This is a genomic window from Moorena sp. SIO3H5, assembly GCF_010692395.1.
GTDB lineage: Bacteria > Cyanobacteriota > Cyanobacteriia > Cyanobacteriales > Coleofasciculaceae > Moorena.
In genome coordinates this window covers 1-25,250 of sequence record NZ_JAAHHS010000075.1, presented here as the reverse complement: position 1 = coordinate 25,250, position 25,250 = coordinate 1, and the positions used below count along the sequence as shown (strand labels likewise).

The window sequence follows — 25,250 nt, the reverse complement described above, 5'->3', positions numbered from 1 at the left end:
TTCAGCTGACCGCACCTCAAGTAGGGTGAGCTAAAAGATCACGGCTGACCGCTGATAGCTGAATACTTACGCTTAAGTTCTGTTATCTAAGGCTATCATTTTAATCCCAGATCTTTAATTATATAATATCTAGGTGATGTCTGACAGCAATATTAAAAACCTAGCTGGATTAGTGTGAAAACTTTTTATCTAAAGTAAAATTTCTCTAGGGTTGACAGTTCTTTGGTTGGATAACAAGCAACCGAAATTCACTGCCAACAACTAAGATAAGCAAACATCAACGCCCCGACCCGATCAGTCGAGCAAGGCTATCCTTAGGTACATCATGTCAGCACCCCGCTCTAAAGAGACGGGGCATCAAGCCTCTTACTTTAGATAGCTGACCAGCCTAAGTCCTTTGAGGATTACGTTATCGGTAAGCGTTAAAGTTCCTACCTGCGGATGCGTAGCCAGTCTGTAGCTCTAGAACTTCTGCATTAAACAGTTTGACGAGGGGTAAGACAGTGTGTAGAAGAAAGTACCGACCGATAACATTGGCGAGGCTAACTTTACCCCAGAAATGGGAGAAGGGAAATTATTATCCCCTTAAAAACCTATGCGTACAGGGAAGAAGCTTGAGTCTGTAACTGCCCAGACGAAAGGCGATTGCAATACGTCGAACTGGTTAATTCCCCCGTGTAGGGTTTCGGCGACTAAAGTCGCACGAGTCGTTTTTCCTCCACCGACTACAAGTCGGTGGTTTCCAAACTCCCGAATTTTTTTATTATGAAGAACACGAATTCTGGTGTAGGAGTGCAAATTGATCAAGAGTCTCAAACTTTACCATCACCACTTAAACCAGTAGTAGAACTTAACTCGAACCTTAGCCATTCCCCTTCTATAGAGCAAATCGTGGCAGAGGCTCATAGTCACAAAGCTTCTGACATTCATATTCGAGTGGGACAAGTCCCCAGATTTAGGATTCGGGGCAAGATGTATGTCGCTAAACGTCATACCAAGGTGACACTGGAAATCTTTGAGGCATACCTCAATGAGATTCTTGCTCCCGCTCAGAGGAAGCAGTTTGCTGAAACCAAAGAACTGGATACTGCTATTTTTTACCCTGGCTTAGTGCGCTGTCGGGTCAATTGTTTTGACTCCCTAAACGGGGGAGCTATTGTGCTGCGATTAATCAGCCTTGATGTTCCTTCAATCGATGATTTAACTCTACCGCAAGTTTTCAAAAAAATAGTTAGCAGGGGTCAGGGAATTATTTTAGTTACCGGTCCGACAGGATCAGGTAAATCAACGACTCTTGCGGCTATGATTCGCCATCTCAATGAAACAGAGTACAAACATATTGTTACCATTGAAGACCCGGTTGAATATGTCCACCGCTCCCGAAAGTGCCTGATTAGTCAGCGAGAAGTGGGATTGCACACCCATGAGTTTCACCACGCTCTGCGGTCTGTGTTACGGGAGGATCCAGATGTGATTCTAATTGGGGAAATGCGCGATCGCATCACAGTTGATACTGCCCTGCAAGCTGCCCAAACCGGTCATCTGGTCTTCGGTACTTTACACACTCGCAATGCTATCAGCAGTATTAACCGTCTGTTGAATCTCTACAATCCTGATGAACAGGCAGCGATTCGCATCCAGATTGCTGAGTCCCTGTTAGCAGTTATTGCCCAACTCTTAGTACCAACCACCGATAAGGGTCGAATTGCGGTTCATGACATTCTAATCAATACCCCAACTGTACAGGATTACTTGCTTAAGGGAGAAGATGTGGATGTGTTCCGACTGATGGAAACTGAAACCATTGAAGGAATGCAAGTGATGAATCAGGATCTCTACAACTACCTTATTCAAGAAAAAATCACAGCCAAGGAAGCCCTTAAAGCATCTCCTGATCCCCAGGCTTTGATACGCCAGATGCGCACTGGTGGTATCGATGCTTCCGCCTCGGCTCGTGATTGGATGAATGAAGCTTGAATTAAGAATTAAGAATTAAGAATGTAGAATTAAGAATTAATTCTACATTCCTGAATCTTTACCTTTTACCTTGCTTCGCCAACTTCTTCTTAGACAGCTTCCGCAAACGAACTGACTCAGGTGTAATCTCTACGAGTTCATCGGGTCCAATATACTCCAAAGCCCGTTCCAAACTCATATCCATTGGGGCTTGTAACTGCACTAATTCATCCCCAGTGGCAGAACGATGGTTAGTTAACTGCTTCGTTTTACAGACATTGAGGTCTAAATCCTGAGGACGATTGTGTTCCCCAATAATCATGTTTTTGTAAACCTTAGTGCCTGGTTTAATAAAGAATACACCACGGTCTTCTCCATTTTTCAGGGCATAGAAGGTAGCGACCCCTTCTTCAAAGGCCACAATTACTCCATTGCGGCGAGTTTCTAATTCCCCAGTCATGGGACGATATTCTAGGAAGCTATGATTCATGATCCCTTCACCTTTGGTCAAGCGAAGGAAATCACCCCGGAAACCGACTAAGCCACGGGCAGGAATCACAAAATCGATTTGGGTGCGACCATTGGCACCCACTTGCATATCTTGCATTTCCCCTTTGCGCTGTCCCAAACGCTCGATACAGCTACCCACCGCTTCTTCTGGTACATCTAGCACTAGATATTCAAAGGGTTCACAAGGTTGACCATTGACTTCCCGGTAGATCACTTGGGGTTGGGAAACTTGGAACTCATATCCTTGGCGACGCATGGTTTCGATCAGAATACCCAGGTGTAGCTCTCCACGACCAGATACTAGGAATTTATCGGGGGAGTCAGTGGGTTCTACCCTTAGTGCTACGTTTGTTTCTAATTCTCGGAATAAGCGATCGCGTAATTGTCGCGACGTTACAAAGTCCCCTTCCTTACCAGCAAAGGGCGAATCATTCACGCAGAAGGTCATTTGCAAGGTAGGCTCATCTACCTTAATTAGGGGTAAGGCTTGGGGTTCATTGGGACAAGTAATGGTTTCACCAATATTGGCATCAGCAAACCCAGCTACTGCCACGATATAACCAGCTGATGCTTCTTTTAGGTCAACTCGCTTGAGTCCTTCAAATCCCATCAACTTAGTGACTTTTGCCTGAACTATGTCCCCAGTATCCTTAACTAAAGCAGCTTGTTGACTGGCCTTAATAGTTCCGTTGTGAATTCTGCCAATCACAATCCGACCTAGGTACTCAGAATAGTCCAAGGTGGTGACTTGTAGTTGTAGGGGCTTGGCAGGGTCTCCTACTGGTGGCGGGACATGATGCAAAATTGCTTCAAACAGTGGCTGCATATCTACCGGTTCTGCATCCAAATCTTCTTTGGCGTAGCCTTGTAGACCGGAGGCAAATAGGTAGGGAAACTCACACTGGTCATCGTCTGCTCCTAATTCTAGGAACAGATCCAGGACTTTGTCGATGGCACCATAAGGGTCCGCTTGGGGTCGGTCAATTTTATTGACCACTACAATCGGGCGCAGTCCTTTTTCCAAAGCTTTTTTGAGGACAAATCGGGTTTGAGGCATTGGTCCTTCATTTGCATCCACAATTAGGATGCAGCCATCCACCATACCCAATACCCGCTCTACTTCTCCACCAAAGTCAGCGTGACCAGGAGTATCAACAATATTAATTAGGATGTCTTTGTATCGAACGGCGGTATTCTTAGAAAGAATAGTAATACCCCGCTCCCGCTCTAAATCGTTGGAGTCCATGACGCAGTCTGGAACGTCTTCCCCTTCGCGGAAGATACCGGATTGCTTGAGTAGAGCGTCAACTAAGGTAGTTTTGCCGTGATCGACGTGAGCGATAATAGCAACGTTGCGAATTGGGAGAGTCATACCAGCGCCTGGAAATAGGTAGCAGCAGTTACAATTTTTTCTAAAGATTTCTTAATAATTCTAGCTTACCTTGGGAAGACCCGAAGAAAAAAGGCAAGAGGCTTGCATACAAAAGGCAAGAGGCAAGAGGCTTGCATACAAAAGGCAAGAGGCAAGAGGCAAGAGGCAAGAGGCAAGAGGCAAGAGGCATGCATGCTAATTGCTGCTTGTATCAATGTCAAACACCTTAATGGGAGTGCTACACTGTAGACTTATATCATTTCAGGGTAATTACCCTGAAATGATGCAGTCGCTCATGGGGGAAACCCCCAAGACCGCGCTGCATCGCTTAATAAAAATCTCCCCCATCTCCCCATCTCCCCATCTCCCCATCTCCCCATCTCCCCATCTCCCCATCTCCCCACACCTCCCTTAATTATGGGTATTCAACTGGATTTGATATTAGTGGGTCAGTCGTGAATTAATTAACTGCTGACACTGGTAAGCGATCGCGTTTCAGTGGATACCTTCTTCTGGCTTTCAACCGGGGGCTGAGGAGGTGCTGACTCATTCTCACCCTTCAACCGCAGAGTAAAGGATTTATCAACATAGATACCTTTGGAATCAGTGCGACGGACAATCACCGTATGGCTACTATCTCCGTTGAAATCCATCAAGGTTTGCTCGGTAAGGGTTAGTTTATTCTCCGTCAACATAAACCGCCCCCCAGCATTATCAATTAATGAGTAAGTATACCGTTCTCCTGTTTTTGGGTTAGTCGGGGATAGGATACCAACTACAGTTCCTGGTTTCATCTGCTCAGGCATAGGTTGATCCCCTTGGTTAGACTTTTGGGCTGTTTGGGGGACATTTTCCTGACTTGTGCTGGTAGCGCGGGTAAGGTTTTGCTCAGCTTGATCCCCTTGGTTAGACTTTTGGGCTGTTTGGCGGACATTTTGCTGACTTGTGCTGGTAGCGCGGGTAAGGTTTTGGTCAGCATAGCGAGCCTTTTGAGCAAGGCGATACAGGTCAGTAAAGTCAGTAAAGAAGTGCTTGAGAGGTTCAATCCGACCCTGAGCTGCTTCGACTTCTACTAACTCATTGTTACTCAATTCTTGAATAACGGAGGATATAGAAGGGTCGTTAACACTGTAGAGACCTTCGGCAGAAGATTCCAAATATTCCAAAACAGCTGATAAAGATAGATTAGTTTCACCCATTGATGGTGGTGATTGTTTAAATTTAATCTGATCTAAGGGCAAGAAAAAAGTAGACAAATTAGCCAAGTTTAGCTTAGCTATATTTACCTTCCTATCTTCCAATAGTATCGGTAAACTATTAGGGCTTGTTAACCCTGGGCTGGTGAACAGCAGTAGACCATACTTCCCTAACGTTAAGTCTTGATTTGTTTGCTCTACAGTTTCCTCAGCAACCGTCTCAGAGACTGTTTCAGGGGTTGAAGATTGGTCTATTTCGCTCTCACTGATAGTAGTTAGCAAATCCTCTGAATAGATGATTGATTCGCTATCTTCTATGGGCAAAATAATAGTCTCAGATTCCCCTGTTTTTCTAGAGGATTTTCCTATCTTCAGCCGAATTGGGAGCCGTTGATAGTTGATCTGTAGCGCAATTACTCCCCATCCACTAAGAGATACCACTGCCCAGCCAAATAACCATAGGTATAGTGGTTTATTAGTGAGGGAGTCTAAGGGGGTTGAACGAACAGATTGATTACCTAAGAAAGACTCTGATGTTGAAATAAAATTATCCTGGCTTTCCTTTCTAGCTTCTGGCTGATTTGGGGAAATCTCGCTCAACTCCCTCTGTTGCTTAGCAGATAAGAATTCTGAGTGCAATTGTTGTAGCGTTATCCAGGTTATTGGTCCAACTATACCATCCGCATTTAACCCTAGTGCTTGCTGGAATGTAGAGACAGCAGCAAAGGTATTGGAGCCGTATACACCATCCACTGGCTGTTGGTAGTATCCCAACTCTTGCAGTGTAGTTTGTAGTCTAGTGACAACTTCCCCTTCGCTACCCAAACGCAGGGTTGGGGGCAAGGCTATCTCTTGTGAAGACTGTCCTTGGAGTGTTTTGAGATTACTGAATCGAGAGTTTTGAGCAATTGCGATCGCTTCTGGAGCACTGATGCTATTGGTGGGTTTCCCCAGCAGAGGGGATTGCTTGGGCTTCTGAGTAGGCGTGCAGATAATGCTTTTACTGTAGTCAAGACTAGCAGTGGCATTTTTGCAGTGGCTGTAGGCTAGTAGTAGGAGAGTAGAGGGGTCAGGCATATAGCGTTTGTATCTAGGTTGCAAACACGCTTCTTGCTGCAAAAGACAAGAGGCAAGAGGAATCCCCCCTAACCGCCCTCAATCAGGGGAGGAGGCAAGAGGGGGAAGAGATCGGGAGTTTTATTCGACAATAAAAAAAGACCTCCTAGGTTTACATCTGATCAAGAAACGCTATAGACAGCACTAAAGTCTAGTAAGCTTTGCAGGATTTATTTTGTGAACCCGGATATTTTGGTTAGGAGATTTATAAAGTTTTGTAAACTATGGTAAAGGGATTAGGGAACAGGGAACAGGGAACAGGGAACAGGGAACAGGGAATATGGGGACTTGGGCTAGATGCGATCGCGAAGGGTGACATGCAGATCAATCGCGTTTATTAATTTGCGGAAATTCCCCTCACGCCACTACGCACTATTTCAATAGCCCATTACCTAATAATAGTACGATCACTGCCACAACGAAACTTAAACAACCTATAATCACACCCGTTTTTACCCATTTAGATACGCGGTTAGGATTGCTTTTAGAGTCAGCGACATTGATAGTATTGCCTTCTCCTTTGTTTGTAGTAATAGTTTTGCTGTTATTAATACTGCCTCTAGTCTTGTTGTAGGAATTGTTGTTAAAATCGCCGCCATCTGTATTGATAGTATTATTTTTCATATTGTTTGTATTTTTCCCTCCTATGTTAACAATACCACCTTGATTATCGCCAATTTCTATCTTACATGTAGCTTGATTATCTCCCACAGTTTTACTAAGTCTGGAATCCTGATCTAATATCTTCTTAATAACGTTTTTTGGCTGTGGTGCCTTCCAAGTTTCACGACGCATGCTCTCTTTGGCAGATATCAGCGTTTGATTAAGCCAAGGTAGTTCAGGAAATTTTTGAATAATAAGCTTAACTTGATAACAGGCATCAGGCGTTCCAATATTTTTGAGTTGCCGTAGAATGTCATCTCTTAATCTAGCCACCATCTCCCTTGGACCTAAGAAATAATTACTATGATCGGGATCTTCGTGATAGGGATATTGCCTCACCAGCCAGATATATAGATCAGCTAACTGTTTCTCATTAAGATTAAGCTTTAACTCACCGGAAAACCACATATGGCGCTTAGCAACTGACTCAATCAATTCTCGTCCAAGATTTGGTTCTTGCTCAAGAATCGACCATATACTAGACCAACTGTCAGGAGTTGGGTAGTCGAATAGGACTTTTAAGGCAATCATGACTCTGTCACGTTCATCTTTGTTCAAAGGCAATGGCAATGATATCAATGTTTGGAGATATTCTATAGCTTTCTCTTTAGCTTCATTCGAGCCATGTTTTAGAATATATTCTAACAAATGCCCCATACATTTGGGCTTTAGGGATTTATTTTGAGCCTTTTCTAAAATAAAATCGCTTAGATCGTCATCCCAACATTTTCCAAAGAGTCTAATTATAAATATATAGTCAGACTGTTCATTTTCTTTATCGATCAGGATATCCAAAGTTTTAATTACCTGATCAGGAGCCTTTGAGTAAACTATCTTTACTAACTCTAAACAGCTGTTATAATTTTCGCTTCCAAGAGGAAAAGCGATGATCACAGGTGCCCAAATGCCCCATTTCTCAGATGGAATAGTTTCAAGAATCTTTGGAGCTTTGTTTAGTAGCAACAGAAAAGCTTTATAACCCGCCAATTCTGGTATATATAGATCAAGGCATAATGACTTCTTACCAATCCAATCAGTATTTATGTCTTTCTGATTTATAATATAGTTTTCGGCACCTTGAATAATCCTAGTGCGAGTCAGTTCATCAACCTCTTGCCACCCTGAAAACTTAGTTAAATCAGGTTCACATTCATGATTATAGTATCGGCTGTCTTGCTCAAGAGCCATTGCCATATTCAACTGCCACCAAGCTGATAAGTTACCATCTTCTAATTGATTTAGACTAAGAATAATTCTCTTTATATGAGATGGTTCTAATAATTTTTGTTGAGGACGGTGATTCCGAGCTTTTTCTGAAGCTTGTTCTCCCTGTTCACTATAATTAAAATAATCAAGAAATTGCTCAGAAAGCCATTTTGGATTAGCAAACTTATAATACCTTTCAATAATCGCATCAATCGATGCTGTATTATTTAGCTCAAATGTATCGTAGATTCTCTGGGCAAAATCTTTATGTAGTTTCTCCCATCGTGACCTAAGCACTTCATCTTGCATCCAATCCTGATCGTGATCAGCAAGCCTAGGTTTTAGGTAGATATCTCCTATTAAATCTAATACGAAATCAGAGTCAACTTTTTTTAAATTAACTAGTATTTTTATAAATATATTACTTTTGCCATATTTTTTGATAAAATCCGATTTTAATCTTGGTTCTATCAGCCATTTTTCTTTAAGCATTGGTAGAATTTTAGAGCTTAGAAACCATGGGTAGGAATCACTAATCAACTTTATTTGACTGGGAGGAGTTAAGGCATCCAACAATTCATCATCTGTCAAATCATTAAACTGATCATTAGACAGTGCTTGTAGGCAAGAACCCTTAAGCCTGCCATACTCATCCTCTGGAAGGGGATTAAGGGCTAACGGCTTGAGTTTGAGTCTTGAATTCTTATCTCCAATCTCCCCAATAGCTTGGACAGCAATAATCCTAAGTTCAATGGTTTCAGTTGAATCAGTTGCTAACGTAAGCAATTCATTTTGGAGTTCCTTCAGTTGACAGACTTCAGCAATCGTGATGGCTGTATATCGTGCATCAATTGGCTGGGTATATGTCGTATTTTTAAAAAAGAAGCGAAGTCTGGAGGTTTTATTATAATTTTTGCCTAATTGCAAAAGTGAGATGCACCCACTTGGCTTACTTGCATCCACAATATATGGACGAAGTTGTTCGGCAAGCTTAGGATGTTTTAGTTTCTCGTATAAGCGGTAGTTAATTATTTTTTGATTTAAAAGTTTTCCTTGCTCATACTCCTTCAATAAATTTGAAACCAACGCTTCTCGCAAACTAGGGTCTGGAGGTATATCGCTGTGAAGTAACACATCAGGATCAGTGCTAAGAATTACCTCACGTATCTGAGGTATCATGGTGGCTAACCATGCAGCAGTTTCATGGAGCTGAGGAATCAATTTCTGCTCAGGGTCCTTAGATAACTGCTCAGGGTCTTCATCCTCAGATAAATAGAAGCGCCTCTGGAAGAAGGACACAGAGACATTATGTTCCTTCAAATACCATGCTGCTAGAAACTCAGCATAGGTCTGATGAGACCACCCAATCCGCTTTTCACCATGGGATGAAAACAAGGCAGTATCTAAAACCTCTTTGATAGCTGGTTCAGTGATATCAAAATTTTTGCTATTAGCAACTTCCTCCCTAATGCAAAGATCCTTAATTAGAATTAGCTCATCTTTATATGGAGCATAATCTGCATATTTTCCATTAAAAACAGCAACTCGATTGGCAAAAATTGTAACAGCCGCAATCCGAGCAGCAATGATCAGGCGCTGGTCTAGATCGAGACCACCCATAGGACCTGAGTCACTACGGCTAGAATTACTTTCTTCGCATAAACAGCGACAGGCGTCAAGATAAAGTTCATAAATACTATTATTTTCGAGAGACTGATAACGACGCCAATTGTTCAGAATAAAGTTTAGGGTGATCGGCTTGATAGCTAGGGGCACAAGGTTCTTTCTAGACACTTCTTCTAAGAAAGTCTCTGAATCAATTTCCTTAGCTTCTGCTGCTTTAACAACATCTTTACGACGAAGTGCAACTAGCTGGTATATTCCTAGGGAATCTTTACCAAAAATTTCCTTTAGATCTGACTCAAGCACAGATGGTAAGACAGCTGTTCTACAAGCAATCCGAAGAGTTAAACGCTCAACATCCTTCTTATATTTTTTAAGATTATCAACTAAACTTGTTGCCAGTGTTTTTAGTCGTAAAAGGCATTCATCAAAACTATCTAAAAATATGTGGAGTCGATGGCTGCCAGATTGCCACCTAGTAAATTTATCGCTTTTAAACAATTCCTGAGTTAGTTCATATTTCGTCAAAACTGATCGAAGATTAAGTGACAGGATTTCATCGTTTGTATTGTTAAGCTCAGCAGTAACCTTATCTTCTTCCTCCTTCATGGCTTGAGTCTTGCCGATGCCTGGTTCACCGAGGAGTATGAGACAGGGTATTCCAGAAATGTCCTTAAACTCTACCAAGTTAGGATTGGGATTGTAATTGTAACCGTTGACCGATTGAACTTCTGGATCTGATAAGTAACCACCATCGCGTAAATTGAAGTCATCAGAGATAGAACACCAAAATCGCTGCCAGTTATAAGTCTGATTCGACATGCTGTAGGGTTTACATAATAGATAAGGTTTTTCCTATGATAACTATAAAAATCTCTAGCAATCCGTGTAGGAATTGTGATAGTTTTTGTTCCGTACTCCCTATTCCCTATTCCCTATTCCCTATTCCCTTTCCTATACCTCACAAAATTAAAACACGAGACATTATAGCAACTTATTTATAAAATAGCCTTTAACTGTGCCACTTGTCGAAGTGACCTAATTTCAAAACACCTCGAAAATCTATCATGGTAGAAAATACTCTAGTGTGCAATCTCTACCATCTACATAAAAGACACACTTGTGCAATCGACACAAGATTAGACCAGGCTGCATTTAAACCAAAAACTGCATTCTACCAATAGTTTTGCTCAATACATTGGGAATTCTTAGAGCAATTCCTAACAGTTATGCCAAAGGGATTTTCAGCTATCAGCTATCAGCTATCAGCTATCAGCTATCAGCTTAAGCGCTACATCACAGGCTAGAAGCCTGTTCCACGTGCAATGGGAGTTTTCCCCAAATTTTCAATTTTATTTTAAGCTGTTCGCGTAGCGTGAGCTTTTAGCTCACGGCTGACCGCTGACCGCTGACTGCTGACCGCTGACCACTGACCACTGACTGCTGACCACTGACCGCTGACCGCTGACAATTACCAATCAACAAAACGCGCTTCATCTAAAACAGGAAAACAACTATGAAAATCGAAGCAGAAAACACAACTCGCGTTACTCTAGAAAATTACGAAGTTTTTGATAATGATAGTGCTTCAGGCTCTAAAGCAGTCAGAATCCAAAACATTGAAAGCAACGGCATAATCGAAATTGACTGGACAGAAAGTGATGGTGTTGCTGGCAAATACCATATCGGTATTGCTCACTTTGATGAAATAGATGGAGAAGCCATACTAAGACTACGGGTGAATGGTATTGAGATTGACACCTATACTTTGGATGAAAACCTTGGTGGAGATGGACCCAACTCCGGTAACTATGTCGGTTTGACTAACTCTCTCAGCAATGGTGATCCTAATCCAAATCCTATCTTTCAAGATGTACAACTTGCTCCAGGCGATCGCATTGAAATTGTTGTAGAGGCAGATAGTCTTGATAATGAGACCTTCGAGTTAGGGCGAATTGACGCCATTGAATTTACTTCAGCTGAAGTGGATCTGTTCTGGCAGAATTCTGAGACTGGTGCCATGGGAGCATGGCGGATGCATGGGGTAATGGGTACTGACCTAGATGAGGCAGTGACGATTCAAATGGAATCCGTTAACAGTGACTGGGAGATTCGTGCTGCCGGAGACTTCAACGGTGATAGCCACAAAGATATGGTTTGGCGCAATACCGTTAATGGAGACATTGGTATCTGGTTAATGAACGGTTCCCAGTTCCAAGAAGCAGTATCCATTGTGGGGGTTCCAGACCTGAATTGGCAAATTTATGGCGCAGGAGATTTCAACAGTGATGAGCAAACCGATCTGCTGTGGCGTAATGACTCCACTGGCGAAAATGCAGTTTGGCTGATGAATGGCACGGAGCCGACTGAGGGAGTACTAATCAAATCAGAATTAGCGAATAGTAAATGGCAGATGCTTGGTGCCGGAGACTTTGATGGAGATGATGATGCAGATGTTCTCTGGCTTGATACGGAAAACCAAAATGTTTACTACTGGCGCATGGCAGGTACCGATTACATAGAATCAGTGTTTGTTAATAATGCACCCCTCGACAACACCTGGAAATTTCAAGGAGTTATGGATTTTGACGAGAATGGTTACGATGACATTTTCTGGAGCAATACTGTTGATGGCAAGACAGGAATGTGGATGATGAATGAAAACGGTTACGACCGACCAGTAATCGCTGAGTCCGTAGATTTGAGCTGGGAAGGTCATGCCTGAAGTGACCTGTGTTGAGGCTTGACCTTTAACAAAAAGCGCTCAATCAAATTAAGCGTTCGCGTAGCGTGGCCTACGGCCAATCGCACTTGTGACTTGCTGCCGTTTACAATCAATTCGTGACACACCTTAGGGGCGCATCCCCTGCACCCCTAAGATTTATTTTTATCAAAGAAGCAGGGGGTATGGATATTCGTTGTCTTGTGATTGATAGTAAGGTAGTGGCATCAATTAAGCGACAGGGACCAGAGGAGGAATTCCGCTCGAACCTACACCGAGGGGGAACAGCGGAAAAAATCCAGTTAACCCCTGAAGAGCGTACCACAGCAATTCGTGCGGCTAAAGCCATGGGATTACCCATAGCTGGGGTAGACATGGTACGCTCCCATCGTGGTCCGCAAAATTATTGAATTTGTGGAAAAAAGTGCTGCGAATTAGAAAAAAGGTGCCCCTGGCAGTGGAGCTGTTCGCGATTGACCTTTGGTCACGCTTCGCGATGAAGCGTTTCGGCAAAGCCGTTCGCTTTTAGCGTGGCCAAAGGCCTCAGCTTCCGCGCTTATGCGATCGCGTAGCGTAGCCCGAAGGGCTAATCGCATCAAGTATTAAATTGTGATTCAATTTTAAGCAAGCTCTTACAAAGAAACACCCACCCCTTAGAGACAGTCAGTTGTGAAACACTTAACTGGCTATCTGGCGTACATGCCAAGACGGGGGGAGGGTTTTCAGGTTTTTTTATATCTGGAAAATAGGCAATTTAAATACACAGCTTAAATGCACAGTTTAAATGCACAGCAGCTTACGAAGAACTGATGAGCCTGCTCCTAGAATACCGAGGGCGAGGAGACCAAGGGTAGAAGAGGGTGCGGGGACTGTCACCTGTTCAATAGTGATTCGGGCTATCTGATAGTCTGGAGCGCTGAAATCAGCATTGACAAATTGTGCCCCATTAAATTCAAAATCTACAATACCACCGCTTCCAGCAGGGAGTAAACCAGGATGGCGTTGAACGACTCCCCCTTCAGGAGTACTCGAGAATAGATTCGCTAAATCATAAGGGACATTGACAGGGTCTTCGTCATTCACTTCAGTTCCGGCATCCCATACTTCACTCCCTAGTACAATAAAGTCAGCCCCCAGGAAGTTCCCATCGCCGTCAAAGACCTCAATGGCTTTGGAATCGTCATTGGCAATGAATCCATCGTTGGTCGGAAAAATCATACCAGCATAGCTGAAGTACCTCAAACCGGAAGAATCTCCGTCAAGAGTCACTACCCTGCTTGTTGTTTCACCGGAAAGCTGCACCCCAAAATAGGGATCTACCCGGCGATCAAAGAAGAGCAAGTCCTGGTATCCACCCCCTAGGCTCGCAGGACTTGTGGCAAAATTGCTAGCTATGCTGTTTTGGTTTGCATTTGTCAGGGCAATCGGATCGGCACCCTCAGCAATAAAATCGGCCACAAAATCAGGCGGAATTCTTCCTTGTGCATTGCCAACTATCCCATCCTCGGCCATCACTTCTATAGCAAAAGAGGCGGACGCCCCTTCATCGAACAGATCGAAGCTGCCATCGTGGAAGCCAAACCAAACTGGGGCTATTCCCTGACCTTGGGTCGGAGCCAAGTTAGTCATAGTCACTTTTAAGGTGATGGCTGCTGCTGGTGAATTGATGGTGATGACTGAGCCAATGGCAATTATTGCGGCCCCGATTCTATTGAGAGATGGGGTAGACATGGGCTGGTTATTCATTAGGTACCCTAGCTTTTGCTATTGTTTAGGACTAGCATGCTAAGATTGTATTTCTTTGCCCCTACCGGGATCAACCCGAAAAAATGAAATTACTAATAAGATTACTTAAAAAAGGCGATCGCTAGCTATGATCAAGGGGTTGATCATGATTGGTGGCAAACTATTGGGTAATGTAAATGCTAATACCTAGTTTAAGGGTACCTAATGTGTATCAATTCAATTTTTACGCAATCCTAGGTTATAGTTACTAGAAAATAGGTAAATTATTGATTAGGGTGTCAGGAATGAATCCAAGCCTGGAACAGTCAAGTATAGATACCACGACTATGATGACATCTTCCGAACCATTGGTCGAGGTGCCGAACATCTTAGAAGAAGAGCGCATACAAAAGGAGCGTATGCATGATGTCCTGCTGCTTCTGGAACATTTAGTAGAGAGGGAAGAAGCTACCGTGAAACTGATCCTTGATTGCCTCTATGATGTGGGCTCAGTCAACATGATCAACAAAAAGTTTCAGTCTCGCTCCCTCAACTGGATGATGAAATCAATTGCCCGTATGTCCAAACCAGCCTTCAGAGTTGTTGCTCTGCGCTGGTTTAAGAAGAATTGTCCAGAACTGATTACTAAATGGCTGCGGGAGCAAGTGCAAGGGAGTAAGGAGTAGGGAGTAGAGAATATCGCATCAAAATTCTCACAATTCTTACACGGATTGCTATACCAATCCACGGTTTTATATAGTTAAATCACAGAGAAATCTCTACTATCCATTTAACCCCGCTAAAGGCAGTTAGCTAAAGTGGTTTACGTAATCAGGACTAGCATCAGGGACAGTTCTACCATCGACACACAAGATCAGGAGTTACCCAAAACTGGGGAATAAAGGCGCTGATACACCCAGAGTAGGATAAGAAAAGACCCTACACATCGATTTTATCCGTAAGTCCGTCAACAGCTTACCGCTGCATCAGCCTATGCTGTAGAGCATCATGTTTGGATAACCTTGAGTTAGGAATTTTCACCAACCCAATAGTTCACAAATTTGCTCAAGCAGTTGACAATTTTCTGCTTACAGAAGAATTCTCTGGTTGCATTCAAATCGGTCATTCAAAAGCTTTTTTAGCGGCAAAGCCCACTAGTATACTCACAGTTTTTTCACAAAGTTTGATTAGTCTTTGATCAGAGCTTAATCAAAGGAGCCGAATTTCTAAGTAAATACTCTGCGCGCGGCGTAAACAACCAGCTGATGCCTAATCTCATGACTATAGAGGAGACGAAATGGAGAGAGTCAAGGTCGGCAAATGCAAGTTGTTAACAACTCCGATGCTACCAGATTTGCTCTAAAAACTCTGATTTCAAACTAAGGAGAACGTTGATGAACACACAATCAGAAACTGCCATTAAGCACAGTGATGTAATCAACCAGATAGTACTGAATCGCCAAAACACCGAAGAAATTGGTCGGGTAGCTGAGCTGTGGCTCGACCCAATAGCTCACCAAGTTTTGGGTTTGGTTTGCAAGTCAGGACTGCTCGGTCGCAAAAAACGGTCATTTACTTGGGCAGAAATTGAGGCGATTGGCTCCGACAGCATTCTAGTTTATCTTGACTCGGAAACCGCAGCGAAAAAACCCCCATCAGTGGAATCGATTGTGGGACATCAGTTGTGGACGGACGGAGGGAATCAGGCAGGTACTTTGATGGACTATCGATTCGACCCCCAAACTGGAAAGGTAGTTGAGTATATCTTTGGCTCCAAGGGCTGGCGTGGTGTCACTGATGGCACCTACCGACTTCCCCCTGTTGCGATCGCTAGTGTGGGCGGTAAACGAGTGATGGCGATCGAGGCGATGGTGCAAAACGCTGAGCACTATACCGATGGCATCAATCAAAAAGTAGCTCAGGCGACTGAATCCTTGAAAGATGACTACGCCAAAACCAAAGAAGATATGGCGGCGCTGGTGAAAGGGACTCAGGGGTTAGCGACTCAAGTGCAAGAAACTACTAAAACAGTAGCGGGTAATGCCCAAGAGAAGATCTCTGATGTCGCTGGTCAAGTGCAAGAAACTACTAAAAAAGTAGCGGGTAATGCCCAAGAGAAGATCTCTGATGTCGCTGGTCAAGTGCAACAGACCACTAAACAGGTGACTGGTAATGTTCAAGAGAAGTTTTCTGATGTCGCTGGTCAAGTGCAAGAAACTACTAAAAAAGTAGCGGGGAATACCCAACAGAAGCTCTCTGATGTTGCTGGTCAAGCACAACAGACTACTAAACAGCTAACTGGTAATGCTCAACAGAAGCTCTCTGATGTCACCACTCAATTGCAAGAAACTCCTAAAAAAGTAGCGGAGAATACCCAAAATAAGTTTTCTGAGGTTGCTGGTCAAGTCCAACAGACTACTAAACAGCTAACTGGTAATGCTCAACAGAAGCTCTCTGATGTCACCACTCAAGTGCAAGAGGCTACTAAAAAAGTAGCGGAGAATACTCAAGAGAAACTCTCTGATGTCGCTGGTCAAGCACAACAGACCACTAAACAGCTGACTGACCAGGCTAAGGAAAAACTAGTTCAAGTAAAGACAAAGTTGCCGAGTGCTGACTCCGCTACTACTACAGACGCTGCTCAGAAAGACAAGACACTCAACCCTAGTTCTGAACCAGAATCTGCCCAAACAGCTCTTAAGCACTAACTGATTTGAGCAACGTGTTTTGTCTATACAACTTAAGAAGAAAAATACCATGAGACAAGTCGCAATACTGGTAACTAGACAATTTGCAATGGTGCTAAGTATTTTAGCGATCGCATCTTTGTTATCTCTAGCTACTGATGGTAATCAGAACTCTCAGTCTCAACCGACTCCGAGTTCAGCACAAGCAACTGCACCCCAAACACCAGCAGAAACCGTTGCATCCGAGAGAAAAGAAAAACAGAGCTCTCTGCAGAACATCATCTCTGTATTAATGATCGCTGATCAGTAATTTCAGCTATTAGCTTAAGCGCTACGCGAACAGCTATCAGCTCTCAGCTATCAGCTATCAGCTATCAGCTATCAGCCCTTGGCTCTCAGCCAACGGCTGTTCGCGCAGCGTGCGCGTAGCGCATATGCTTACTCAGTAATCACTTAGAAGGTGGCAAGAAAGGTTTATTGAAGGAGTATTCAAACAATGATGACCACTGACAACAATAGCAATTGCGAATTTCTTGAAGAAGACAGTATATGGTCTGACCTCAGAGCAATAAGAGTTATCAATGGGCTGCAACAGGAGGTGCAATCCCTAGAAGTCTCAGTGAAACGGCTCCAAATCTTCCTGGTGTTAAGTATTCTGATCCTAGGAGGTAGTATTGCTGCCATCAGTCCCCTTGGTGCTATGACTTTCAACCAGTTGCAGCAGCAATTCGCACCAGTCAATTCCTGGAAAACCACTCAATAAAACTAGTAATTTTTTGATTAATTATTCACCATTAAAACTAAATATAGCGTTTCTAGGATTTATGAGGTACGCTTCTCAACCTCAAAGTCCCCCTTGATAAGGGGGATTTAGGGGGATCTCTTGGTACCTCATGGCATATATAATTGCTCTAATAAACACTAGAGTATTACTCAATTAATTGTGCCCATTTTTGAGCATAAATTACCTACTCCCTACTCCCTAATACCTAATACCTAATACCTAATACCTAATCACTGTTCTCTTTGCTATTAACACTCAACACTAAATAGTGTCAAATAAAGGCCATGTCTAACAACAATCATCTAACTGAAAAAAGCACGATCAATAATTTTTCTATAGACAACAAACCCCTTTCCAATACAGCCCTTCCTGTTGTTACCCCAGCCAATCCTCTTGCTCATCTCCAACAGCAACATATCGAAGAAGTCGCTGAAGCATTGGTGGAATTTCAAATGACTGCCATGTCTGATAAGAAGAAACAGGAGCAAGAAACAAAGCAGCTACAGAAAAAAATGGGTCGCTTCACCGCAATTTGGATGATTTTAATGGTGATGGTGGGAGCAGCAGGAGCTTGGACAGGATATTTCTTTTATACCCAGCTCAAGCAGCTAACTACAGAAATTAATTCAGTGAAAGAGGCTCAGGGAGAATTAGAACTAGCAAAACAATTTAAACAGCTAGAAAGTCAGGTATCTGAACTTAAAAAGCAAGTGCCATCGAATCTGGCAACTGACTTAGAAGCTAAGCAAAAAAAACTTTTAGTACTAGAAAAACAAGTCCAAGGAGTACAAGAAAGCGTTAAGCACCGCCAACAAGCCCTAGTGGTTTTAGCTAACGCTTTTCAAGACTTAGCTACTTTTGATCAGTCTAACCCTCCTGTGACTGCGACTTCAGGGGAAAATAGTCGAACTGTGACTGCGACCTCAGGAGAAAATAGTCCAAAAGGTGGCCCTGGAAGTCAATAATTCATTAATCGATTATAGCAGTCGCCAGGGCAGTTATAACATGAAAAAAGTCTCAAACCTAAGTATAGCAAGAGTGTGACTTATAACTTATAACTTCTGACTTCTGACTTCTGACTTCTGACTTCTGACTTCTGACTTCTGAGCGCTGACCGCTGATCGCTAAATTCTTGCCTCACAAACCTGCTTTTTCCGGTACCAAAGCATCGAGAATTGTTAGCAAACTTAAGGGCATTAGCTCTTGACTAAGGGATTGAGCATAGGCAGCACTTAGATAAGTTTGGTACTCTGATTTACCAGCAATATAGGTTTGAAAAAATGCTAAACTCAATGCCTTCATATACTCCTGAGCAATAGTTGGGTCAGGACCAAGCACTGCCTCAGGTAAGGGGACATCATCTTCTGATGGGGCGAGGGTGGAAAAGTGGGTTCCTCTCTTGAGCAATACTAGATACTTCTGTAGAGTTGTCAGCCAAGTATAGGGTTGAATCTGTTCTGGTAACGCTGGCGCTACGGTATCATCACTACCAGCGACTACCATCACCGGCACTTGAATTTGGCTAAGTTGGGATTGTCCTAAGACTGTGCTAATAATTGGATTAATTGCGATCGCACCTTTAATCCGTTGATCCGATAACTGATAGTCCTGTGGTGGCAAATCAAAGGCACGACACTGAAGTAGTAGGGATATATTCAAGGTATCTTCATTTAAGGGAGCGCAATCCTTTTGCAATTGCTCAAAATTAATCTCGGCTCCAGCAAGAGCTAAGGATGTGTAACCCCCAAAGGACTGACCCAATACTCCCACCTGTTGCAAATTTAACTGCCCTTTAAAGGAACTTTCTAGTTCATCCAGTAACAACTTGATATCCAGAGGACGGTTAATAAATTCTGGTGGTGGAGCTACCTCTTTGGCAAGACCACTTAACAAAGCCTGTATTTGATCCGCATTACTGCCTGGATGTTCCGGTACAGCCACAGCAAATCCATGGGATGCCAGGTGACGGGCTAAGTACTCAAATGTTTTCCGTTCTGAACCCAGTCCGTGGGAAATAACAATTACTGGTGCTAACCCTTCCCTTGGGGGCTCTGGCAAATACAAATCAACGGGAAACTCTCGCCTACGGCTCAGGTCATCGAAGGTAATGGTTTGCTTGGCATAGGTTACTGAACCGGGTTGCCGTAAGTCTAGGGATAAATCCAATAAACCTCGCTCTGTCTGGGCTGCCGCTTCTTGCTCCGATGCCTGTTCCACTGCTGCAATGGTCATCTGGGTTTGCTGAATCAGCTTCGATAAGTCATCAATAATTTCAAAACCCCGTTGTGAGTTAATCCGAATCCCGTAAGTCGGAAATTCCTGCAACACATTCAAAATCGTCAACCCTTCTGGCTTAAAAGCGGCTTTGATTAAAGCCGCTCGAATAGCATAGAAACCGGGTTGACGAGCTTTGGTTTGAATCACTTCACCTACCCGTTGTAGAACTATTTCCCCTTGAGGTGAATAGAGGAATTGAGCGATCGCTACTGGTGTGACATCAATGGGAGTGATTAAGACCTGCCGCAGTTGTTTGAATTCTTCCGGCTTTATATACCCCGCATAGAAGGCTAAGGATGGCTCAACTTTGCCCACTGTCGCATAAACTTCTAGAGCTGCGATCGGTAGGGAAAACTCGATTGGACCATAGGAAATATAGATTTTCTCTGCTGCCTCAACTGCTGGGGAAATCATCACTGGAGTGACCAACAATCCTAGATTCAGCAGCAGCCATCTTAGTCTAGTTTGTAGTTTACCTTTTGCTAATCTGAACATATAGACTTTCCAAATGATTTGTAAAAATAGATTGTAATTTTTTATAATACAAAAAACGCTGTATTACCCACTAATATTACTTATCTAGAGTTTTAGGTTACCTAAAACATTTCATTATTTGTTCACATCTCGAATATAAATACTATAGCGCTACTTCCTAGATCCCTAGACCCCACACCCCACACCCTACCTCCCTAGTTGAGTGACTAAAGTCAGTCAATCAGCCCTAGTGCTGAATCGGGCAAGACATTTGTATTATGTAATAACGATTTGTCAATTTTTGATGACATTTAGGGATATATTAAATAGACTGGGATTATGTTATTGCGAAAATTTGTGGTAGAGTGAATAACTCTAGCCAAGATTCAAGCTTGTTTTCCTAAAAAATACTAACTAGTTTGTTAGTATTTTTTGGGAGACTAGCTATGATATTTTAAAATAAATAGGATAGCGTCTTAACAGGGTGCATCTTCACAAAAACTGGGGAGCTATAAAGTGCTCATTCCAGGAAAAGAGTACACTTTGTTTTCTGGGCAATTGTGTGTAACACTGCGGCTAGGGTAAACTAGTTTACTCATTGAATATAGAACATGAATACATTAAAAGGACGCGATTTTCTAGGCTTAACAGACCTCAGTGCTAGTGAGATTCAAGAACTATTGGATAACGCGACTCAGTTAAAAAAAGGTCAGTGGAATCCTAGGTGCAATAAGGTTTTGGGATTATTGTTTTATAAGGCTTCCACACGAACACGGGTCAGTTTTTCCGTAGCTATGTACCAACTAGGCGGTCAGGTGATTGACTTAAATCCCAATGTCACCCAAGTTGGTCGTGGAGAACCAGTAGTAGATACAGCACGAGTCTTAGACCGCTACTTGGATATTCTAGCAATTCGTACCTTTGAACAAAAACAGTTGGAAACCTTTGCGGAATATGCCCAGATTCCAATTATTAATGCTTTGACCGATTGGGAGCATCCCTGTCAGACTTTAGCCGATTTGTTAACGATTCAGGAATGCTTTGGAACACTGGCTGGTTTGACATTGACTTATGTTGGCGACGGTAATAATGTCGCTCATTCACTAATGTTGGGCTGCGCTCTAATAGGAATGAATGTCAGAGTCGCCACACCACCAGCTTATAAACCTGATAGTGCTATTTGTGAGCTTGCCCTGAAAACTGCAGCTGGCCGCACAGAAGTAATGGTTACCGATGACCCAGTAGCTGCTGCCAAGGAAGCTCACGTACTTTATACTGATGTTTGGGCAAGTATGGGTCAAGAAGCTTCAGCTGAGGAGCGAATTCCAATTTTTAAGCCTTATCAAGTTAATCAACAGTTGTTAGACCATGCCGACCCATCAGCCATCGTACTCCACTGTTTACCCGCTCACCGGGAGGAAGAAATTACAGACGAGGTAATCGAAGGCTCGCGATCGCGTGTTTGGGACCAAGCAGAAAACCGTTTACATGCCCAAAAAGCTTTACTGGTCAGTCTTTTGGGCGTTGAGTGAATCGTAAGGGAATAGGGAGTAGGGAGTAGGGAGTAGGGAGTAGGGAACAGGGAATCGGGAATCGGGAACAGGGAACAGGGAATAGGGAGTCGGGAATCGGGAATCGGGAGTCGGGAGTAGGGAAAAAATGTGGGTTACCTGCATCCGCACCTTCAAAGCCCCGTGCAAACTAGGGATCCCCCCTAACCCCCCAGGGCTGTTTCATTTTCATGAATAAATTGTCTTTTTCTACGGATGAAAGGGTGCTGGGGTGCTGGGGAGAAGGTTTTTTTAAGGTTAAAAATACCTTTTTATTAATAAAAATTCCCCCTATCTCCCCACCTCCCTATCTCCCCACCTCCCTAGCAATCAGGTTTTAGTCGGACGCAAGAAACAGCCCTGCCGCTGTTTTGGGGGGGACACAACCGTTACTCCCCGCACTCCCCACCCTCCCCATCTCCCCACACTTCCCACACTCTCTCCATCTCCCGTTTCTCCCCATCTCCCCATCTCCCCATCTCCCGTTTCTCCCCATCTCCCCATCTCCCGTTTCTCCCCATCTCCCCATCTCCCGTTTCTCCCCATCTCCCCATCTCCCCATCTCCCCACACTTCCCACACTCCCCACACTCTCCCCATCTCCCCATCTCTCCATCTCCCCACCCTCTACCCACGAACAATACTCTGGACAAATGACAAGAGTTGATAGTACCAATGTTCTATAGAGCAATCACAAAGAACGACCATTTTTTGTCCAGAATCTTATGGAAAACCTCACATCTGCCCAACAAGAACTGTACGATTGGCTAGTTAATTATATTCGGGTGTCACACCATGCCCCTTCGATCCGGCAAATGATGAGAGCAATGAACTTGCGCTCACCAGCACCGATTCAGAGTAGGCTGGAACATTTGCGTAGCAAGGGATATATTGATTGGACCGAAGGAAAAGCCCGGACGATTAGGCTGCTGCAGCATTGTAATTTGGGAGTTCCTGTCTTGGGAGCGATCGCAGCCGGGGGTCTAGTGGAACCCTTCACCGACACAGTTGAGGAGTTGGATATATCTGGCTTTTTCCAGCAACCAGGTAACTTTGCTCTGCGGGTTACTGGAGACAGCATGATCGAAGACTTAATTACAGAAGGGGATGTGGTGATTATGCGACCAGTGCCTGATCCCGATGACATCAAGAATGGTCTAATTGTAGCGGCACGGGTGGATGGACATGGTACTACCTTGAAACGTTTCTATCGTAAGGGTCATAAAGTTACTCTTAAACCCTCTAATGCTAAGTACCACCCCATAGAAGTGATGGCAAACCATGTCCAGGTTCAAGGAATATTAGTCGGTGTCTGGCGGGGATATGAGCAGCATCTAACACCAGCAGCGATACATTAGCCATACCATAACAATAAGGAGAGCGAAGCATCTTGGTAATTCTTAGCTATCGCTCTCCCATCAGTAATACTCAGTTATCTAAGGCTATATTCTACCCTTTCATGGCCTCTTTGCGTTTTAGTGCTGAACCAGCACCGATTGCACTTACTGCTAGTAAACCTAGAACCGAAGCAGGTTCAGGGACATCAATGGACTTTGCCAGGATGAACTGCTCCTGAGCCTCCGTTATTGATTGTCCATAAGCCTGATGGTATTTAAAAGAACCTGATTCTCCAGCAGCCAGAAGTAATTCAATACCAATATGTGTTCCCAGGTCTACAAAATCGCCATTACCATCAAATGGATCATTAAAGAAATTGTTCAAATCAAAACCATCAAATATCTGAAAAGGATTACCAGAAGCAACAGTCACATCAGGGTCTAGTGACCCCAAGACTACCGTCAGACCATCTTGTTCTGTGGCTTGACCGACTGTTGCCAATCCAGCATCCGTTGAGAGTGACAACACATCATTGAAAGTGCCGAAGCCGTTTCCTTGATCAATACCCTGGTCTGGATCAAACGTGTCAAAATAACGCAGCGCTACGTCTGAACCATTGTTAACAAATTCAGTTGAGACGCTCAACACGTTAAAATCGGGAACCAGGGAATAGGTGCGGGTAAAATCGACATTAGCACCCCCTCCAGTGTATGTTCCTGTCACCGACACAGAGTCACCGCTGCTACTAACACTTACGGGTTGTTGGGTACTAAAACTAAAATCTGTTGTGGTGTTTATGACAAAAGTAGATGTGTTTGTCCCGTTTTGAAAACCAAAGTCGGAAACAGGAGCTCCTGGGTTAAAAAAATCACTAGCAAAGAAGGTCATGTTGTCAAATAATACGGTATCAATCGCACCGTTGTCTTCTCGAATTGTGACTTCTAGGGAACCATTGCTCAGAGTAACTGCTTTTGCTGAGGCAGTTCCTAGGGACAGGAAAATCATGCTTGTAGCACCCAGTAAAACTGCTGATTTCTGAACAATAGATCCTGCTCTTGCTATTGCCATTGATGACTTGGTTATGAGAGTTAAATTAGCCATAATTTTTTCGCCAAAATAAAAGGTTTATTGGGTTGTATTTAGTGAAAGAATTTAATCACTAAATTAAATAACAATGGCAGAAATTTCAGTAGTAAAAAGTAGGAGGATTCATGGATAAATTTGATAAGCTTTTTGTAAAGAAATCATCGATATTTATCAAGGGGCTGTAAAGTCATAGATTGGTATATAAATTACTGATAAAGAAGTATATTTTGTTTATAAATTTTTAGTAAAACTGCAGAGGATTATCCTGAAACTTAACTCTTGACTTTAGTTTTTTTTTATGATCAAACTATTCAAGATAGTTTTTAATTAAAATACCTTGAATAGTTTGATAATTTTTTTAAAAAATTAATGCATATTGAAGAAGCAATCGAACTTTTGCAATCCTTGGTGTTTGCGAAAACTGACCAGCATTTGGATAAAGTCCAAATTGATGTATTGCGGGGAGCTTGGGAAAATCACACTTATGATAGAATTGCAGAAACTAACTGTTTTTCTAGTGCCCATGTCAAAACAGTTGGTGCCAAATTATGGAGCTTGCTCTCTAAAGTATTGGGGACAAAGGTCAACAAAAAAAACGTTCAGGTCGTCCTCAAACGTATCGCAAGAGATTGCCAACAGGAGAGCAGCCGTAGAATTTCAAGCTCCCCAATCCTGGAATTACCCGGAGGTCAAGTTCCTCTAGATTCCCCTTTTTATATAGAGCGTGCCCCCATCGAAGCATGCTCATATCATGCCATTTTGCAACCCGGAGCCTTGATTCGGATTTATGCTCCCAGGCAAATGGGCAAAACCTCCCTGATGGCCAGGATTCTCGACCAGGCACGATGGCAGGGAAATACCACAGTCACTCTCAACTTTAAACTAGCTAATCGAGAGGTCTTCACCAGCCTGGATAAATTATTACAGTGGTTCTGTGCCAGCGTTGGGAAAAGCCTGGGGCTGTCG

The 25,250-nt window shown here is 43.2% G+C and carries 20 protein-coding genes and 1 pseudogene; 11 read left to right on the top strand and 10 right to left on the bottom strand.

Going from position 1 to position 25,250, the window contains the following annotated elements:
* The first annotated feature begins 765 nt into the window (after positions 1 to 765).
* Positions 766 to 1,977: a PilT/PilU family type 4a pilus ATPase gene (locus F6K52_RS11330; RefSeq protein ID WP_293077446.1), complete on the top strand. Its 1,212-nt coding sequence runs from the start codon at positions 766 to 768 to the stop codon at positions 1,975 to 1,977.
* Between the two features lie 58 nt (positions 1,978 to 2,035).
* Here the strand turns inward: F6K52_RS11330 and typA are convergent, their stop codons facing one another.
* From typA to F6K52_RS11305, 5 genes are all read right to left on the bottom strand, one after another.
* Entirely contained in the window at positions 2,036 to 3,838 is a 1,803-nt protein-coding gene (typA, locus tag F6K52_RS11325) for a translational GTPase TypA (RefSeq protein WP_293077444.1), read from the bottom strand.
* 40 nt (positions 3,839 to 3,878) lie between these two features.
* Positions 3,879 to 4,028, bottom strand: coding sequence for a hypothetical protein (locus F6K52_RS11320; RefSeq protein ID WP_293077442.1), 150 nt, complete (start codon positions 4,026 to 4,028; stop codon positions 3,879 to 3,881).
* 80 nt (positions 4,029 to 4,108) lie between these two features.
* Complete coding sequence (locus tag F6K52_RS11315) at positions 4,109 to 4,234, bottom strand: hypothetical protein (RefSeq protein ID WP_293077440.1); 126 nt, start codon at positions 4,232 to 4,234, stop codon at positions 4,109 to 4,111.
* A gap of 68 nt (positions 4,235 to 4,302) precedes the next feature.
* Positions 4,303 to 6,111 (bottom strand): peptidoglycan-binding protein, encoded by a 1,809-nt coding sequence (locus F6K52_RS11310; RefSeq protein WP_293077438.1) that lies wholly within the window; start codon positions 6,109 to 6,111, stop codon positions 4,303 to 4,305.
* A 411-nt stretch (positions 6,112 to 6,522) separates the two neighbouring features.
* Positions 6,523 to 10,464 carry a hypothetical protein gene (locus F6K52_RS11305; RefSeq protein WP_293077436.1) on the bottom strand — a complete coding sequence of 1,314 codons (3,942 nt, stop codon included), beginning with the start codon at positions 10,462 to 10,464 and terminating at the stop codon, positions 6,523 to 6,525.
* A gap of 694 nt (positions 10,465 to 11,158) precedes the next feature.
* Between F6K52_RS11305 and F6K52_RS11300 the strand changes: the two genes are divergently transcribed.
* Positions 11,159 to 12,367, top strand: coding sequence for a VCBS repeat-containing protein (locus tag F6K52_RS11300; protein ID WP_293077434.1), 1,209 nt, complete (start codon positions 11,159 to 11,161; stop codon positions 12,365 to 12,367).
* Positions 12,368 to 12,528: 161 nt separating this feature from the next.
* Positions 12,529 to 12,762 (top strand): annotated as a pseudogene (locus tag F6K52_RS11295) (30S ribosomal protein S6--L-glutamate ligase); the annotation flags it as partial.
* A 382-nt stretch (positions 12,763 to 13,144) separates the two neighbouring features.
* Here F6K52_RS11295 and F6K52_RS11290 read toward each other — a convergent pair.
* Positions 13,145 to 14,095 carry a spondin domain-containing protein gene (locus tag F6K52_RS11290; RefSeq protein ID WP_293077431.1) on the bottom strand — a complete coding sequence of 317 codons (951 nt, stop codon included), beginning with the start codon at positions 14,093 to 14,095 and terminating at the stop codon, positions 13,145 to 13,147.
* Between the two features lie 299 nt (positions 14,096 to 14,394).
* Between F6K52_RS11290 and F6K52_RS11285 the strand changes: the two genes are divergently transcribed.
* The 5 genes from F6K52_RS11285 (at position 14,395) to F6K52_RS11265 (ending at position 18,525) form a co-directional block, all read left to right on the top strand.
* Positions 14,395 to 14,775, top strand: a complete 381-nt coding sequence (locus F6K52_RS11285) for a hypothetical protein (RefSeq protein WP_293077429.1) — start codon at positions 14,395 to 14,397, stop codon at positions 14,773 to 14,775.
* A 708-nt stretch (positions 14,776 to 15,483) separates the two neighbouring features.
* Positions 15,484 to 16,797 carry a PRC-barrel domain-containing protein gene (locus F6K52_RS11280; protein ID WP_293077427.1) on the top strand — a complete coding sequence of 438 codons (1,314 nt, stop codon included), beginning with the start codon at positions 15,484 to 15,486 and terminating at the stop codon, positions 16,795 to 16,797.
* A 49-nt stretch (positions 16,798 to 16,846) separates the two neighbouring features.
* Positions 16,847 to 17,086 carry a hypothetical protein gene (locus tag F6K52_RS11275; protein WP_293077425.1) on the top strand — a complete coding sequence of 80 codons (240 nt, stop codon included), beginning with the start codon at positions 16,847 to 16,849 and terminating at the stop codon, positions 17,084 to 17,086.
* 186 nt (positions 17,087 to 17,272) lie between these two features.
* Positions 17,273 to 17,539 (top strand): hypothetical protein, encoded by a 267-nt coding sequence (locus tag F6K52_RS11270; protein WP_293077423.1) that lies wholly within the window; start codon positions 17,273 to 17,275, stop codon positions 17,537 to 17,539.
* Between the two features lie 305 nt (positions 17,540 to 17,844).
* The gene (locus F6K52_RS11265; protein ID WP_293077421.1) at positions 17,845 to 18,525 is read left to right on the top strand and encodes a hypothetical protein; all 681 of its coding nucleotides are present in this window, start codon (positions 17,845 to 17,847) and stop codon (positions 18,523 to 18,525) included.
* A 172-nt stretch (positions 18,526 to 18,697) separates the two neighbouring features.
* Here F6K52_RS11265 and F6K52_RS11260 read toward each other — a convergent pair whose 3' ends face one another.
* Positions 18,698 to 20,332 carry an alpha/beta hydrolase gene (locus F6K52_RS11260; protein WP_293077419.1) on the bottom strand — a complete coding sequence of 545 codons (1,635 nt, stop codon included), beginning with the start codon at positions 20,330 to 20,332 and terminating at the stop codon, positions 18,698 to 18,700.
* A 590-nt stretch (positions 20,333 to 20,922) separates the two neighbouring features.
* Here F6K52_RS11260 and argF point away from each other — a divergent pair.
* Entirely contained in the window at positions 20,923 to 21,843 is a 921-nt protein-coding gene (argF, locus tag F6K52_RS11255; RefSeq protein ID WP_293077417.1) for an ornithine carbamoyltransferase, read from the top strand.
* Here the strand turns inward: argF and F6K52_RS11250 are convergent.
* Positions 21,814 to 21,987, bottom strand: coding sequence for a hypothetical protein (locus F6K52_RS11250; RefSeq protein WP_293077415.1), 174 nt, complete (start codon positions 21,985 to 21,987; stop codon positions 21,814 to 21,816). The two genes, argF and F6K52_RS11250, sit on opposite strands and share 30 nt — an antisense overlap.
* Positions 21,988 to 22,191: 204 nt before the next feature.
* The gene (locus tag F6K52_RS11245) at positions 22,192 to 22,476 is read right to left on the bottom strand and encodes a hypothetical protein (RefSeq protein ID WP_293077413.1); all 285 of its coding nucleotides are present in this window, start codon (positions 22,474 to 22,476) and stop codon (positions 22,192 to 22,194) included.
* 109 nt (positions 22,477 to 22,585) lie between these two features.
* Here F6K52_RS11245 and lexA point away from each other — a divergent pair, with 109 nt between their 5' ends.
* Positions 22,586 to 23,218: a transcriptional repressor LexA gene (gene lexA / locus F6K52_RS11240; RefSeq protein ID WP_293077411.1), complete on the top strand. Its 633-nt coding sequence runs from the start codon at positions 22,586 to 22,588 to the stop codon at positions 23,216 to 23,218.
* Between the two features lie 91 nt (positions 23,219 to 23,309).
* Here lexA and F6K52_RS11235 read toward each other — a convergent pair whose 3' ends face one another.
* Positions 23,310 to 24,299, bottom strand: coding sequence for a PEP-CTERM sorting domain-containing protein (locus F6K52_RS11235; protein ID WP_293077409.1), 990 nt, complete (start codon positions 24,297 to 24,299; stop codon positions 23,310 to 23,312).
* A gap of 354 nt (positions 24,300 to 24,653) precedes the next feature.
* On the opposite strand from F6K52_RS11235, the gene F6K52_RS11230 reads away from it, so the two are divergent.
* Positions 24,654 to 25,250 (top strand): AAA-like domain-containing protein (locus F6K52_RS11230; protein WP_293077407.1); only part of this gene is annotated, 597 nt, incomplete at its 3' end.